A 15233-nucleotide genomic window follows, 5' to 3' on the forward strand; every position below is an offset into this window, starting at 1 on the left:
AGCTCTCTCAATAATTCTATGAACGAGATCTTTTTGAATTTTCATAACGAAGCCAAGAAGGACGTTTTGTAACACGCTGAAAAGAACTGTTTTCTTGCTCACCTAATGCATGAGCCTGACCACTATGAAAATCTCCATAGTTCATCCCGCTGCTTTTTTCATGTATAGCGTCTTCTTTATTCCATCCCACACTTTTGGCAAGAGCCCCTTTCATCTCTTCTGCTTGCCGATAAAGAGCAGCGATACGATTTGCAGTTGCTGGATGTGTCGAAAAAAGACTATCCGCTCCCTCACCGCTCAAAGGATTAATAATAAACAGATGCGCGGTTGCTGGATTATGCTCTGCTTCTTCATTATATACCCCACGTCCCCCATCAGCAATCTTACGCAATGCCGAAGCCAACCATAAAGGATTACCACATATTTCAGCCCCTCTACGATCCGCAGCATATTCCCGTGTACGGCTAATCGCCATTTGCACCAGCATCGCTGCAAAAGGCGCCACGAGCAATGCAATAAATCCTCCAATTGCCCCAGCGCCATGAGAATCTTCTGAAGAATTACGCTGTCCTCCCATAAAGAAAGCAAAATTACCAAGCATTGAAATTGCCCCTGCAATCGTTGCGGTTAGAGTCATTGTTAACGTATCGCGATGCTCAATATGTGCGAGCTCATGCGCCATAACGCCGGCAATTTCCTCAGCGCTTAACCGCTCTAACAACCCAGTACTTGCAGCAACAGCTGCATTTTGCGGATTACGTCCCGTTGCAAAAGCATTTGGCTGTGCATTCTCAATAACATAAATTTTTGGTTGAGGAAGAGAAGCTTTTTTAGCTAAATCGCTTACAATCTTATAATAAACTGGTGCTGAATGCTGATCAACTTCACGCGCCCCGTACATGCGTAAAACGATTTTATCTGAATTCCAATAAGAAAAAAAGTTTAAACCACTTGCCATTAAAAGAGCAATGACCATGCCACCACCCCCTCCAACAAGATAACCAACTCCCATAAAGAGAGCAGTTAAAAAAGCCAAAAGCATAGCTGTACGCATTATATTCATTACTCAAAAAACTCCATGATAAAAGTCAATCAATACTATATGATGGTGTTTTCTTTCTACTTCTTCAATGGAATAGGTGTAAAATGAATAAAAAAGATGAGAAAACAAGCAAAAAAAATACAACTGTCATTAAACAGCAATCTCTTTCTCCCGCAGCACAACGCGCCCTTAAAGAAGCTGAAGAAAGACGAAAACGCGCAACAAAAAAAGAACAACCTTTAGAAAACGGCGGACGCGGCGGCAAAGACCCTTCCCGCTATGGAGACTGGGAAATTAAAGGCCGCGCCATTGATTTTTAAAACCATTGATTAAAAAAAACAGCGCGGATTTAAACAAGCAGCTTTTTAAAGAAAATCCGTTTTTGATAGACAAAAACGGATAATATTTATTTTTCTAAAGCTTTTAAAAACACGTTGATTAAACAATCATGCTTCTTATGCTGTAGCAGATTCTGCTTCAGCCGCTGCTGCTGCTTCTTCTGCCGCTTGCTTTGCTGCTGCTATACGTTCTTGTGCTTTTTTACCCGGTTCACCTTTATGTGGATTATTACGAGTTGGACGCTTTTTCAAGCCAGCTGCATCTAAAAACCGTAAAACGCGATCTGTTGGTTGAGCCCCTTGCCCAAGCCAATATTGGATACGTTCTTCATTAAGTTTCACCCTCGGTCCATCTTTAGGCAACATTGGATCCCATGCACCAACACGTTCAAGAAACCGCCCATCGCGCGGACTACGAACATCTGCAACGACGATATGATAGTAAGGACGTTTTTTTGAACCTCCACGGGACAAACGAATTTTCAATGCCATATTTTATCTCCTATTGTCAGCTCTGGCTTTCGTTTAAATTGACTTTTTTGTTTTTTGCTCTTCAGCAATAACTTCATGATGACTCACAACTTCTTTAATAATAAATTTTAAAAATCTTTCAGCAAAATCAGGATCAAGATGACTATCTATAGCCAATTGCCGCAAACGCGCTACCTGATATTGCTCACGCAGAGGATCTACTTTAGGCAAATCATAACGGGCTTTTAAGCGCCCAACAGCTTTCGTACAACGAAACCGCTCTGCTAAGATATGAATCAAGGTTGCATCAAAATTATCAATGGATGCTCGTAAATGTGCTAATTCGTTTAATACTGTTTCCTGCATTATATCCCTTTCCCTCTTTACATCTTATTTTTTCTTAGGATGCTGAGGAAAATTTCCCCCATCGACAATGCCATTGGAAAGACCAGGAAATGTAGGTCCACGCTTAGGAAGTCCGGGCAAGAGCTTCCCTCCATTACCATTTTCAATTTGCTTTTGAAGCATTGAGAATTGCTTTGGATCCAATCCCGACAAATCCGGTATAGCTGGAGAATCCCCTCCCAAGTTTCCCATACCACCAAAACCCATTTTGGAACCAAGGCCTCCCAACATTTTTCCCATAAAACCACTTTTTCCTTTACCACCCATGGCTTTCATCATATCAGCCATTTGGCGATACATTTTCAAAAGTTTATTAATATCAGCCGCTGTCGTACCAGACCCCTTAGCAATTCGTTGTTTGCGGCTATGTTTTAAAAGCTCTGGATTCGCCCGCTCTTTGGGTGTCATAGATGAAATAATGGCCAATTGACGATCAAACAAACGATCATCAAACCCCGCAGCCGCAATCTGCTCTTTGACCTTCCCCATTCCTGGCAACATGCCCATAATACCGCCCATTCCACCCAGTTTTTTCATTTTCTGCAACTGTTCTGCAAGATCATTCAGATCAAATTTTCCGGCTTGCATTTTTTTTGCAAAAGCAGCAGCTTTCTCGTGATCCATTGTTTCAGCAGCTTTTTCAACCAAAGAAACAATATCCCCCATTCCGAGAATACGATCAGCAATACGACTGGGATGAAATTCTTCTAAAGCATCTATTTTTTCACCAGTTCCAATTGCTTTAATTGGTTTACCTGTAACAGCACGCATAGAAAGAGCAGCGCCACCACGCCCATCACTATCCATCCGTGTTAAAATAATCCCCGTAATCCCTACACGCTCATCAAAAGAACGAGCAAGATGAACGGCATCTTGCCCCGTCAAACTATCAGCCACCAACATAATCTCATGAGGAAGGGAACATGCTTTAATTTCAGCCAATTCGAGCATCAAAGCTTCATCAATATGATTACGTCCTGCTGTGTCAAGAAGAAGCACGTCATAACCACCCAATTTAGCAGCCTGTACGGCACGTGATGCAATATCAACGGGCAGCTGACCCGCAATAATAGGCAAGCTTGCAAGTTTTGCCTGTTCTCCCAATTGGCGCAATTGCTCCTGTGCAGCAGGACGGCGTGTATCTAATGACGCCATGAGAACTTTTTTATTGTGCTTATCAGTAAAACGTTTTGCAAGCTTTGCTGTTGTGGTTGTTTTTCCCGAACCTTGCAAACCAGTCATCATGATAACAACTGGAGCTGGTGCATTTAAATCACTCAGAACGCTTTCACTTCCAAGAATATGAACCAATTCATCATGAACAATTTTAACCACCATTTGGCCTGGTTTAATTGATTTAACGATTTCGGCCCCAACAGCTTTTTCCCGAACTCTATCGGTAAAAGAGCGCACAACATCAAGAGCAACATCAGCTTCCAATAAAGCGCGACGAATTTCACGCAGCGCCTCTACAACATCCTGATCCGATAAAGCGCCACGTCCCGTCAAATGAGACAGGATAGAACCAAGTCGCTCTTGCAAGGATTCAAACATCATTTACCTCATTGTTGCATAACAAACAAACCAAAATAGCATCCGAGAACGCATCGCGCCGTCGGATGTTGACCTCTGAGATCTCTTTATACCCTTAAACTGGGGTCTCAGTCGGTGGCTCCAAGTTAATTTTGTCACTGAAAGCTTGCTCCTTCAAACAATAAAACCCCAGCTTTGTCAAGTTTTATCATAAAATATCTTTTTATACGAAGAAATAAAAACAACAAATACTATACTTCAAAACTTTCAACTTCAACACGCATAAAACAACCTGTTTCCTGTTCCATGCTCCATAATTTCCCGCTAGAGATATCAAACCAAACACCATGCAATGTCAAAAAACCTTGATCTTTGCGAAGCTTTATCCACGGAAACGTCTCTAAATTTCTCAACGAATGGCGAATAGAAAGCTGCTCTAATGCCGTCTGTTTTTCTGGCCAAGACAGCGACTTATTATTCAAAACGATTTCTGCTGCTGGTGCTAAGAGACTTATCCATTGACCGATAAAATCATTTGATAATAAAGATTTATATGTCTCATTAAGAGCAGTACGAATGCCTCCACAATGGGCATGACCAAAAACGACAATATGTCTCACCTCAAGCAATTGCACAGCATATTCAAGAGCTGCTGATGTTGCGTGATATTGGTCATCAGGAGAAAAAGGAGGAACCACATTCGCCACGTTGCGCAGGGTGAAAATTTCCCCTGGCTTAGCATCAAAAATCATTTCTGGTACTGCACGCGAATCACAACAAGCAATGACCAAAACTTCAGGTTTCTGCCCCTCAATCGCCAATTGCTGATAATCTGCTATTTTATATAAAAAATGATTGTTTATAAAGTTTTGGTAACCACTTAAAAGTCTTTCTGGTAAATGCGCCATTCTCTCTTTACTTTTGCTTCTTTTTTTACTTTCATTTTATATATTTTAAAAAACAAACTATTAACATACAAAAATACTAAAAGTGCCCTTTCCTTGAAGCAAAATATTTCTTTAAAGTACAAAATATTACTAAAAAATAGCAAAAACAAACTCATTCTTTCCAAATAAAGAGCTATTTTCTTTAGAAAGAAGGTGTTACAGTATATAAAAAATATAATGGTCTGCTTTTAATAAAGACCCCTTAAGAGCAAAAAGGGAGAGTGAATGTGTTGCAACAAAAAAAAACAGAGACAAAAAACACCCAAGATAAAATAGAACAAATCCTTTTTGCCCAAACCGATAAAGAAGATATTGCTTATTATGAAAATGAAGAACTTCAAAAAGCCACAGCCATCGCGGTAAAAGCTTTTAATCTCCATCAGACGGGAAAAAATACCATCTGCTTTGAGCAAAATTTAACCCGCAGTAACAGACCTATAACCGTTATCACGCTTGTCAATGATAACAAACCCTTCCTTCTGGATTCTATTTTAAATGTTTTTAATCAACACAAAAACCATATCTATTTGATTGCACACCCCATTATTGATTGTGCTTCTGGAAAACGCATCAGTCTGATGCAAATTCACATCGAGTCATTAAACAAACAGCAAATACAAAAACTTGAAAATGAACTCACCTTAGTTCTTGAACAGGTTAATGCTGCTGTACAAGACTGGAAACCTATGCTTGAAGAAGTTGAAAAGCATATTCATGCCTACCAAATAAGTCTTCCCCCGCACTACAAACAAGAAGGCGAAAAGGCCATTGAGTTTCTTCACTGGCTAATGGACGATAATTTCATTTTCCTTGGTATGCGCACTTACAACTTCATTAAAGACCAAAAACCCCTAAAATCCTTTACGGCAAGTAATATTGAACTTGGTATACTCACGGATGCTTCTATTCATATTGTTGACGATAAAAGTATGAAAGAACCTCCTCAAGAAGTTTTATCCTTCATGGAAAGCGATAATCTGTTTATCGTGACAAAAGCGAACAGCCGCTCCAAAATTCACCGTTTTGTTTGGCTCGATTATATTGGTCTTAAAATCTTTGATAAAGAAAACCAACTCTGTGGAGAATTACGCATTGTAGGGCTTTTTACCTCCTCAGCTTATACACGTTCTATTTTGAAAATTCCTTTCTTAAAAGAAAAAGCCCGAACTATTATTCAACGTCTTGGACACAATCACGCCGATTATTCAGGAAAAGCACTCATCAGTGCTTTAGAAACCTATCCAAGAGATGAAATGTTTCGCTCTGATGTTGATACATTGACAGAAAACACTAAGCTTATTCTACAATTAGATGAGCGCCCACGTTTACGGGTTCTTGCCCACACTGATTCTTTTGGACGCTTTGTTTCTATCCTTGTCTACGTACCGCGTGACCAATATAGCAGCAGCCTGCGTGAAAAAGTTGGCGAACATTTTGTAGAGCTTTATAAAGGTGACTTTTTTGAATCTTATCCGCTATTTTTGGAAAGCACCCTTATACGTGTCTATTATATCATCCATCGCAAAGGAAACGAAACTGTTCCCCTTCACGAGCGCTCCACACTTGAACAACATGTACGTTCGATTGCACGAAGTTGGGAAGACAGGGTTCAAGCCATCGCTCTTAACAAGAAAATAACAGAGCAACAAACACGTCTAGCCAGTGAATTCCCCAACAGCTATCGTGATTTATTTTCAGCTGAAGACGCTATTAACGATGCCGGACATATTCTAAGTCTTCATGATGAAAAGCCCCTTTTCGTGATCTTTTATCACGCACAAAACAAAGAAAAACAGTGCATTTCTCTTCGGCTTTTTCACCGCCATGAAGCACTTGCCCTTTCCAAACGTGTACCACTCCTTGAAAATATGGGGTTTCGCGTTATTGCTGAACAAACCCTTGAATTACCAGATGGCAATGGGCGCTCTGTGTATCTTCATGATATGCAGCTAGAAAGTACTTTCCAACGCTGTATCGATTTTGAAAAAGACGGTCAAAAACACGCCGAAACCTTTGAAGCCATTTGGGCACAAAATGCTGATAATGACGGCTTTAATGCTCTCACCCAAACAGCTGAGCTTGATTGGCATGAAATTGTTATTTTGCGCCATTATGGGCGCTATCTCCAACAAGCTGGAATGCCTTATTCGCAAGATCGCGTTGCCCAAACTTTAAATGCTTATCCTGACATTACCCAAGATCTTTATGCTTTATTTCATTTAAAATTTCATCAAAGCCATACAGAAAAAGAACGGAAAAAAAACCAACAAGTTATTCAAAAGCGCATTGAAGAAAAATTACGGAAAGTCTCTGGTTTAGACGATGATCTCATTTTACGCCGTTATTGTAACCTTATCGAGGCGAGTTTACGAACGAATGCCTTTACGACTCTTCCTGATGGAAGTCCACGGCGTATTTTAGCCACCAAATTAAATCCACGCCAGATTGAAGGTTTGCCTGAACCGCGCCCTTACCGAGAAATTTTTGTTTATGGACCAGAAGTTGAAGGGGTCCATTTGCGTTTTGGACCTATCGCTCGTGGCGGCATTCGTTGGTCTGACCGTGCATTAGATTACCGCACCGAAGTGCTTAGCTTAGTCAAAGCCCAACAAGTTAAAAATGCGGTTATCGTTCCTGCAGGTGCAAAAGGTGGATTCTATCCCCATCGGCTTCCCCAAACAAATGACCGTGCTGTCATCATAGAAGCAGCACGACAAGCTTATACAGACTTTATAACAGCTTTGCTCTCCATTACAGACAATCTGATTAACGGCAAAATAAGTTCTCCCCACAATGTCATCTGTCATGATGACCCTGATCCCTATTTTGTTGTTGCAGCGGACAAAGGAACAGCAACTTTTTCTGATACAGCCAACGCCATCAGCCAAGCAAACCACTTTTGGCTTGATGATGCTTTTGCCTCTGGAGGTTCAGCAGGTTACGACCACAAAGACATTGGTATTACAGCTAAAGGTGCATGGGAAGCCGTCAAAAGACATTTTAGAGAGTCATTTAATCACGATATTCAAACAACGCCCTTCACCTGTGTCGGTGTTGGCGATATGTCTGGTGATGTCTTTGGCAATGGAATGCTGCTTTCCAAACAAACAAAATTGATTGCCGCTTTTGATCACCGCGATATCTTTATTGATCCAGATCCGAACATAGACGAAAGCTATGCAGAGCGTACGCGTCTCTTCAAACTGCCTCGCTCAAGCTGGCAGGATTACGACCAAAGCAAATTATCAAAGGGCGGTGGTATCTTCTCACGAAAAGAAAAAACCATTACCCTCTCACCTGAAGCAGCACAAGCCATTGGTTTCGAAAAACAAACAGGAACACCCTTTGAAATTATCTCTGCTCTTCTCAAAGCCCCTGTTGATCTTTTATGGTTCGGTGGCATTGGTACTTATATCCGTGCTGCAACAGAAAATGATGCCCAAGTAGGTGATCGCGCAAATGATGCAATACGCATTACCGGAGAACAAGTGCGTGCAAAAATTATTGGTGAAGGAGCTAATCTTGGTGTTACACAACGTGGACGGATTGAATATGTCTTAAATGGTGGTCGATGCAATACGGATGCCATTGACAATTCTGCTGGTGTGAATTGTTCTGATATTGAGGTCAATCTCAAAATTGTTCTTGCATCAGCACTACGTGCCAAAACGTTAACTCGCGAAGAACGCAATAAGCTCTTGAAAAAAATGACGCCTCAAGTCGAGCAACTCGTCTTGCGCAACAATTATCTACAACCTCTTGCGCTTTCTTTGGCGGAAAACCAGAGCACTGCTGATTTGCCCTATCAAATACGCTTTATGCACGACTTGGAACAAAAAAAGCTTCTAGATCGCAGAGTTGAAATACTCCCTGATGAGCAAATTTTACGACAAAGAACAACCCAAGGCAAAGGTCTTCTCCGTCCAGAACTCGCCGTTATTTTTGCCTATGCTAAATTGACCTTAAAAGAAGAAATTGCTAATAGCCCCATTGTTGATGATCACTATTTCAATACAGCCTTGCTGAACTATTTTCCAACCCAAATTCAAGAAAATTTTAAGAAGGAAGTTATTAACCATCAATTGCGTCGTAATATTATCGCAACGCTGATTGCCAACGATATTGTAAATCGTGGAGGCCCCACTTTTGTTAATAGACTACATGATGCAACAGAACAAAAGACTGAAAATATTATTCGCGTTTTCATTGCCATCCGCGATGGTTTCGAAATTCCTCAATTGTCTGAGCAAATTGATAAGCTTGATAATAAAATACTCGGTCTTGTCCAAAATAAATTCTACGCAACAATGACACCAATGCTCTTTGAAACAACCAATTGGGGTTTGCACAACATAGATCTCTCACGTCCATTAGAAGAAATTGTAAAAACAATAAAACAAGCCCGTAGCGTTATTGAAAAAGAGCTTATGCATTCTCACGGCAACGATATTAAGCAAAAGATTGAAGAAAAAGCATTACACTACAGCGAAGAGGGAGCACCAAAAGCATTAGCGAAACAATTAGCTCTCTTGGAAGCTGCTTCAACAATCTGTGATATTTCTTTGATTGCAAAACAAAGCAACAGTGATCTTATTAAAACCGCAGAGATCTACTTTTCACTTGCGCAAATCATTCGTATAAACCGCATTAACGAAGCAAGTCGTATAATTCCTGTAGTAGATTATTATGATAGTATGGCTTTAAGCCAAGCCAAAGAAAATGTTTCTGAAAGCTTTCGGCAAATCGTTATGAAAATCCTCAAAAATTATGGAAAGAAAAAAGATCCTTTTGACACTTGGAAAAAAACAGAAGAAGATCATATTCACAACATTACAAACCGCATTAGCGCCCTTATTGAAAATGATCTCAATATTTCTCGTTTTACTTTTGCAGCAGGATTGATTTCTCAACTTCAAAATATTGGCTTTCAAACCTAAAGAAAATACAAAATGACCCTCTCAATCTCCCGTTCTATCCCACCACCATAACAAACCAACTAAGACAGAACAGAAGTTTGCATTTTAGACATAACACCAAAAATAAAAATCTCGCTATTTATCACAATAGAATTGTTTGCAACAATTTCAAAAAAACAACAGGATTGATTTCTCACCCTAAAAATATAAACTTTCAGACTTAAAAGCAGTACAAAACAGCTAAGCTTTTGCTCCGTTCTATCCATCCATGACTAATCAACAAGGGAAGAACGGAAACCCTATCCCGCATTTTTAGACAGAGCACTCAAAATAAAAAATAAATTCAAATTTTACTGTTAAATATCCTTCATCATAAAAATATAATATATTGATTTACAATCATAATTTTATCATTTTTATGATAATCCGATATTCTAAATTTGTCTCATTTAAAATCTATTTATATTCAATTAATTAACCCCATTTCCCCTTGCATATTGCAAATGGGAAAGCCGAATAGATAAAAACAGTAAAGAAAGGACTAAAAATGCCCCTCATAAACCGCCTCAAGTGCCAAAAGCTGCAGTAAAATTGAGAATTAGCAAATATAAGCAAATATAATATGATGATGTTTTCCCCTAGCTTGTTACTCCGTAACCGAAAAGATGATGGTGCTTAATGGCTTTATCCTTATACCATTCACAGGCGACATCGTGAAATAGGAAGCACTGAGAAATATTTTTTTAACAAATGCGTAAATATGCAATACAAATATATTCTGTTTTACGTGGAAGACATATAGCTTCATTAAAAAATATCAGAAATAAAAGGATAAGCTTAATCCGTTTATTTAAAAGATATAACTGTAATTGCTTTTGAAATGCGTAAAATCGAATAAAAAATGACAGTAAAGATGGATGTTGATTTTCCCCTTTACAACTTCATATCTTCCTACAACTAGGCTATTTACTTGTTTTAAGAGGTTACACCCAAACAGATATATGCAATATGCTCATTCCATATATAAAGACAAAGGTTCCTAAAAAGAACCACACCACCTGTATAAAAAGGCAATTCAGCATACTTTAAAATACCACTTTTCCATACAAACACTGTTGCTATATGTAGTTTGACATAAGATTTTGTACTAAGTGAAAAGAGGTTGGACGGGTTAGGAGTAGGTGGTAATTTTTTATTTTTATAGCTATTTTTTTACCATTAAATACGCATTTTGTTAAAATAAATTTTTAACACTCTAAAATTGCAAAAAAGTGTGAAAATCAGAAAAAGTCGAAATTTGGTAGTAAAGATGAAAAAAGGCTTCGGTACAATACCTAAAGTGGAGCAAGACGACCAAGTTTTAAAAAGCCTAATTTTACCCACCCATTGTTAATGAGCAAGGAAAGAACGGGAGCGCCATCCGCATTTTTAGGCAAAGCACCCAAAATAAAAAATAACGCTTGAAGATTATTGGCTTGCCCAGGAAATAAGCGCTGCAGAGTGTCAAGAAGCTTCATAGACTGAATAAGGACAAGTTCAAATTTTGCTGTCAAATATCCTTCATCATCAAAAGAAAAAGGTCCACTAATACGCACTGCACCACCTGTATGAAAAGTCAATTCACCTTGCTTTAAAAGTCCACTTTTTCCATACAGTCGTTGTTGCCAATTTTTTTCTTCATCTTCAGACAGAAAAGACATGTCATTTAAAATCCATTTCAAATTGCCATCAATTTTAGGAATATCAACAAAAGAAGATTTTAAAAAGGGAGAAGCATCAAAACCGTCAAAAGTTATATGTCCCGATAAATTATTCTTTTCATGTTTTAGATCAAAACGCAAAAATTCTGCCGTTATTTTTTGAAGCATATCTTGTGGCTCTAACGGCTGAATAATCACGTCATGCGTATTTTGCAAAGATGCCGGATCTTCAATATTTTCTTGTGTCGTTTTTTTATCTGTCGTTGGTGCTCTTAATGCTTCTTGAAGCTTTTGATCTTCAGGGGAAGAGGAAAAAGATGAAATCTCAAGCCCTTCAGCTATAAACTTCAATGTTTTACCCGTTTTCCAATAAGGCTCTGTTTCAATCACCAAATTGCGCCAATGCGATACTATGGGAGTTTTTCCGGAAAAAACAATTAATGCAGGAGAATGAACATTAAACTCAACCAAATGAGGTGCGTAAATTGGTGCACCAGCTGTCAAACGCCCCGTCGATACAGAAACCCCATGTAAAGGCCAAGAAAATTGAAACTTGTCACAAACAACACCGACACGTAAAGGATAACCATCCTTGTGCACATTCTCACATACCGCCGCCATATTATGGGAAGATACTTTTGTGAATATATTAGAAACATAGTCTTCTATTTTACGCGAAAAAAAAACCAGAGTGCGCTATAAATAAATATCAGAGCAAGACAAAAGAGCCCACAAATTAAATAACTCAAAGAAAAACTTTTTTGTGATGATGGTATTTGAAAGGATTTAGACAATATTCAAACTTTCTTTATCTCTTAACTTCCTCCCCACCCTAAAAAGGATAAAGATTCCCAACCACGTTCAGTTTATACACAATCCAACTTCTTAATCGACCGGATTTTATCTACTGATCACTTCAAGAAGTCCCTATACACGTTCTAAAGTACAGTATCTCATAAGCTCAATAAACAAGATTTTCTTAAAAAAAAACCCATTACACCCTTTAACAAAAAACACCTCATGTGTAAAGTTTACATAGATTTTCTACCTCTAGCTTAAACCATACTGTTTTACAGCACAACAAAAATGATAATGAATAGTGTTTCTTAACGATAAAGCCATTGAGCCCCCCATCTTTACGCTTATGGAGACCCCAAAGCCAGCACCATCATTATATTTGGCTAGCCCCCAAATGTTGCGACAGCCCTTGGCACTTAAGACAGTTCATAAGAAGCATTTTTAGTCTTTTCTTATACAGTTTTTGCCCACACGCCAGCCCTACTTGTGACATGCAAACAAGAGGTTTTTATTGAGTCAACATACACAGGTTTGGAATGAAAAAACCTTACTATATTCGGGGTTCTCATTCAATATACAAAACCGTGAATTACCTATATAAATCAATTCGTTGTCAACAATCACACAAGTACGGGCGGTGTACAAAAAATCTGGTGTAATGCGCTTTCAAACCATTGGCTCAAAGCTCGATCATAGATTAAACGACCTTTCAAATGTGCACAAGCAGGTTGAGCACCTTTTTCAGTCAATTTATGTGCCGAACGCACGACCAAACGCCGCATCATAGCGCGTGTAAATTCAGCATGAAACTGCAAGCCCCATGCATTGTTTCCATAACGAAAAGCTTGTGTAGGATATGTATTCCCTGTTGCCAAAAGCATTGCCTCTTTCGGTAAATCATAAATACCTTCATCATGGAAATGGTAGACCATCTCTGGCCAATTCATCAATTCCTTCCCTTGTGGGGTTGCTTCTAGTGGATACCAGCCGACTTCAACAGTCCCATCACTTCTTGTACCAACGCGCCCCCCTAGATTTCGCGCTAACATTTGTGCTCCAAGACAAATACCCAAAAAAGGCTTATTTTCCTTTAGTGATAACGAAATCCAATCAATTTCCTCACCAATATAGGCTTCGCTGTCATTCACACTCATCGGTCCCCCTAAAATAACAACGCCGGCATAATGCTCTAATGTATCAGGGAGTTTTTGTCCAAAAATAGGACGATAAATATCAAGAACAAAACCATTTTGTTGTAAAAATTTTCCCAACCGACCAGTATAGGTAGAGCGCCGATGAATAACGACAGCAATCCTTGGTTTGTTATTTTTTTGTTTTTTATCAAGACATCTCTGATTTAAAAACATTTTTTAACCAATCACCTCTGCTACCAAGCAAAACTTTATTTTTAAAGCATAAGAGAATAATTTTATTGGACAAGACTAACGATATTTTTTCTTCTAGGTCAATTGTTTCTTCTGAGAAAACATTCGTATTATCACATTGGTGCAATTTAAAATAAACGAAATTTTTTCCTCGATAAAGATGTTTCTTCTTCTGTTTTAACCCCTGGATCATCAACATTTAAGTGAGTTTGACTGAACATTTTTACATCTTTTTCTTTTATATCTTGTTTCTCCACCTGCACATTATGCAAAAGAGAATCATCTATAGATGTTAATTTTTCAAGCTTCTTATCTCCAACATCATCACTTTTTCCCATAACATACTCTTTGTCTTGCTTTTTCGGCACAATATTGTCCGCCTCTAATGTGAGAGAAGGCATACAAGGAGGCGCCTTCCATTCAAAACAGCCCAAATGTCCACTGATTGGAGAAACCGCTGACCAAGAAGAAAAAATGGCCCCATCACACATCCACACTGGATCACGTTCAGCACGAAGTGCTAAAGAAAGCCATTGACGCACAGCACCTTGATTGTTTCCCTGTGCCTCTTCAATATCTGCCAACAATAAATAAACACTTTCCCGTGGATGACATTGTAATGCTTTTTGTGCCTTCTCTCTTGCTAATGCTGTTTCACCAGCATCCAAAGCTGCTTTAGCAATAAGGAAAGCCGACTCAAATGCATCTTTATTATAAGAAGCAAGTGTCTTAGCCCTTTTCAATCGCCCAATGGCTCCTTCTTCTCTTTCAAGATAAAGCGCTCCCAAGTCAGGATGAGGCTCCTTTTGCCAAGCCGCTATAATCATTTTATCCGCTTTACGCGTTTCGTTTAATTTATAAAGAATATCAGCAGCAATAACTATTATTGGAACAAAATCAGGCGCCAATTTATGGGCTTTCAAAATAGCTTCACGTGCTTGTACAGGATGTGTATCAAACAAAGAAAGTGCCTGCCCACTTAGTAGTAAAACCTGTATATGCTGCCGCTCTGGAGTCGCGCGAACAGAACGCGGGAGAGCTTTTTGCGTTCTTTCAAAAACAGTAAGTGCCTTATCCCATTTACCCTCAGTACTTAATCGATCAAGCACCGCCTGATGCGCCCATAAAAGTGCTGGCGATAAAGTCAGTGCCTCTTCGGCATATTGTTGCGCTGCTTCATAAGCTTTACTCTTCATCGCTTCACGAAACAAACCATAAAGTCCAACCAGTTTTGTCGGATCTTCCTTTCTCATCTCTTCATAAAGACCGATGGCGCGAACAGAGTCATTTTGTAAAGACAAGGTTTGCGCTTGTAAGAGTTTTACCAATGGCTCTTGTTTTCCTGCAAGATATTTAGCAACCCGTGCTTCCATTTTTTGCGCAACCATACTATCACCAGCAAAAGTTGCAAGAATCCCCTTTGAAAGAGCTTCGTAACCACGCTTTTGATGGCGTTTATAAAAATAATTGCAAAGAGCATTCGGTATGGAAAAAAAGAAAGCCAATAACCACCATAAAAGCACCAGCGTTACAAAAAACAAAATAAGCACACTTAACACTGTAAGAAATGAAGCAGAAAATCTGAAATGCAAAAATGTGAGAACAAAAATACCATTGTGATTAGCAACCCACGTGAAAGCTAAACCGAGGATACAAACAACAAAAATATAAATAAAAACACGTATCATCTTGGGCCTA

9 protein-coding genes and 1 pseudogene are annotated in these 15233 nt (G+C 39.0%); 2 read left to right on the top strand and 8 right to left on the bottom strand.

Annotation, left to right across the window (positions count from 1 at the left end; all coding sequences use genetic code 11):
* Positions 1 to 16: 16 nt before the first annotated feature.
* Positions 17 to 1063, bottom strand: a complete 1047-nt coding sequence (htpX, locus tag ACFINW_RS00750) for a zinc metalloprotease HtpX (protein ID WP_375673650.1) — start codon at positions 1061 to 1063, stop codon at positions 17 to 19.
* Positions 1064 to 1146: 83 nt separating this feature from the next.
* On the opposite strand from htpX, the gene ACFINW_RS00755 reads away from it, so the two are divergent.
* Positions 1147 to 1362 (top strand): DUF1674 domain-containing protein, encoded by a 216-nt coding sequence (locus ACFINW_RS00755; RefSeq protein WP_375620942.1) that lies wholly within the window; start codon positions 1147 to 1149, stop codon positions 1360 to 1362.
* A gap of 135 nt (positions 1363 to 1497) precedes the next feature.
* Here the strand turns inward: ACFINW_RS00755 and rpsP are convergent, their stop codons facing one another.
* From rpsP to ACFINW_RS00775, 4 genes and pseudogenes are all read right to left on the bottom strand, one after another.
* Positions 1498 to 1872, bottom strand: coding sequence for a 30S ribosomal protein S16 (rpsP, locus tag ACFINW_RS00760; RefSeq protein ID WP_375612227.1), 375 nt, complete (start codon positions 1870 to 1872; stop codon positions 1498 to 1500).
* A gap of 16 nt (positions 1873 to 1888) precedes the next feature.
* Positions 1889 to 2217: pseudogene (locus ACFINW_RS00765) on the bottom strand (chorismate mutase).
* Positions 2218 to 2241: 24 nt separating this feature from the next.
* A complete protein-coding gene (gene ffh / locus ACFINW_RS00770; RefSeq protein ID WP_375612251.1) occupies positions 2242 to 3810 on the bottom strand; it encodes a signal recognition particle protein in 1569 nt (522 codons plus the stop codon).
* A 230-nt stretch (positions 3811 to 4040) separates the two neighbouring features.
* Positions 4041 to 4697 carry a carbonic anhydrase gene (locus tag ACFINW_RS00775; protein ID WP_375612226.1) on the bottom strand — a complete coding sequence of 219 codons (657 nt, stop codon included), beginning with the start codon at positions 4695 to 4697 and terminating at the stop codon, positions 4041 to 4043.
* A 266-nt stretch (positions 4698 to 4963) separates the two neighbouring features.
* On the opposite strand from ACFINW_RS00775, the gene ACFINW_RS00780 reads away from it, so the two are divergent.
* Positions 4964 to 9673, top strand: a complete 4710-nt coding sequence (locus ACFINW_RS00780; RefSeq protein WP_375673652.1) for an NAD-glutamate dehydrogenase — start codon at positions 4964 to 4966, stop codon at positions 9671 to 9673.
* 1313 nt (positions 9674 to 10986) lie between these two features.
* On the opposite strand, the gene ACFINW_RS00785 is transcribed toward ACFINW_RS00780, so the two are convergent.
* The 3 genes from ACFINW_RS00785 to ACFINW_RS00795 form a co-directional block, all read right to left on the bottom strand.
* The gene (locus tag ACFINW_RS00785; RefSeq protein ID WP_375620960.1) at positions 10987 to 12042 is read right to left on the bottom strand and encodes a DUF2125 domain-containing protein; all 1056 of its coding nucleotides are present in this window, start codon (positions 12040 to 12042) and stop codon (positions 10987 to 10989) included.
* A gap of 728 nt (positions 12043 to 12770) precedes the next feature.
* Entirely contained in the window at positions 12771 to 13517 is a 747-nt protein-coding gene (locus ACFINW_RS00790; protein WP_375606037.1) for a glutamine amidotransferase, read from the bottom strand.
* Between the two features lie 146 nt (positions 13518 to 13663).
* Positions 13664 to 15223: a heme biosynthesis protein HemY gene (locus tag ACFINW_RS00795; RefSeq protein ID WP_375673654.1), complete on the bottom strand. Its 1560-nt coding sequence runs from the start codon at positions 15221 to 15223 to the stop codon at positions 13664 to 13666.
* Positions 15224 to 15233 lie beyond the last annotated feature (10 nt).

Origin of the sequence: Bartonella sp. AA18HLJMS (genome assembly GCF_042197245.1) — a bacterium.
Lineage (GTDB): Bacteria > Pseudomonadota > Alphaproteobacteria > Rhizobiales > Rhizobiaceae > Bartonella.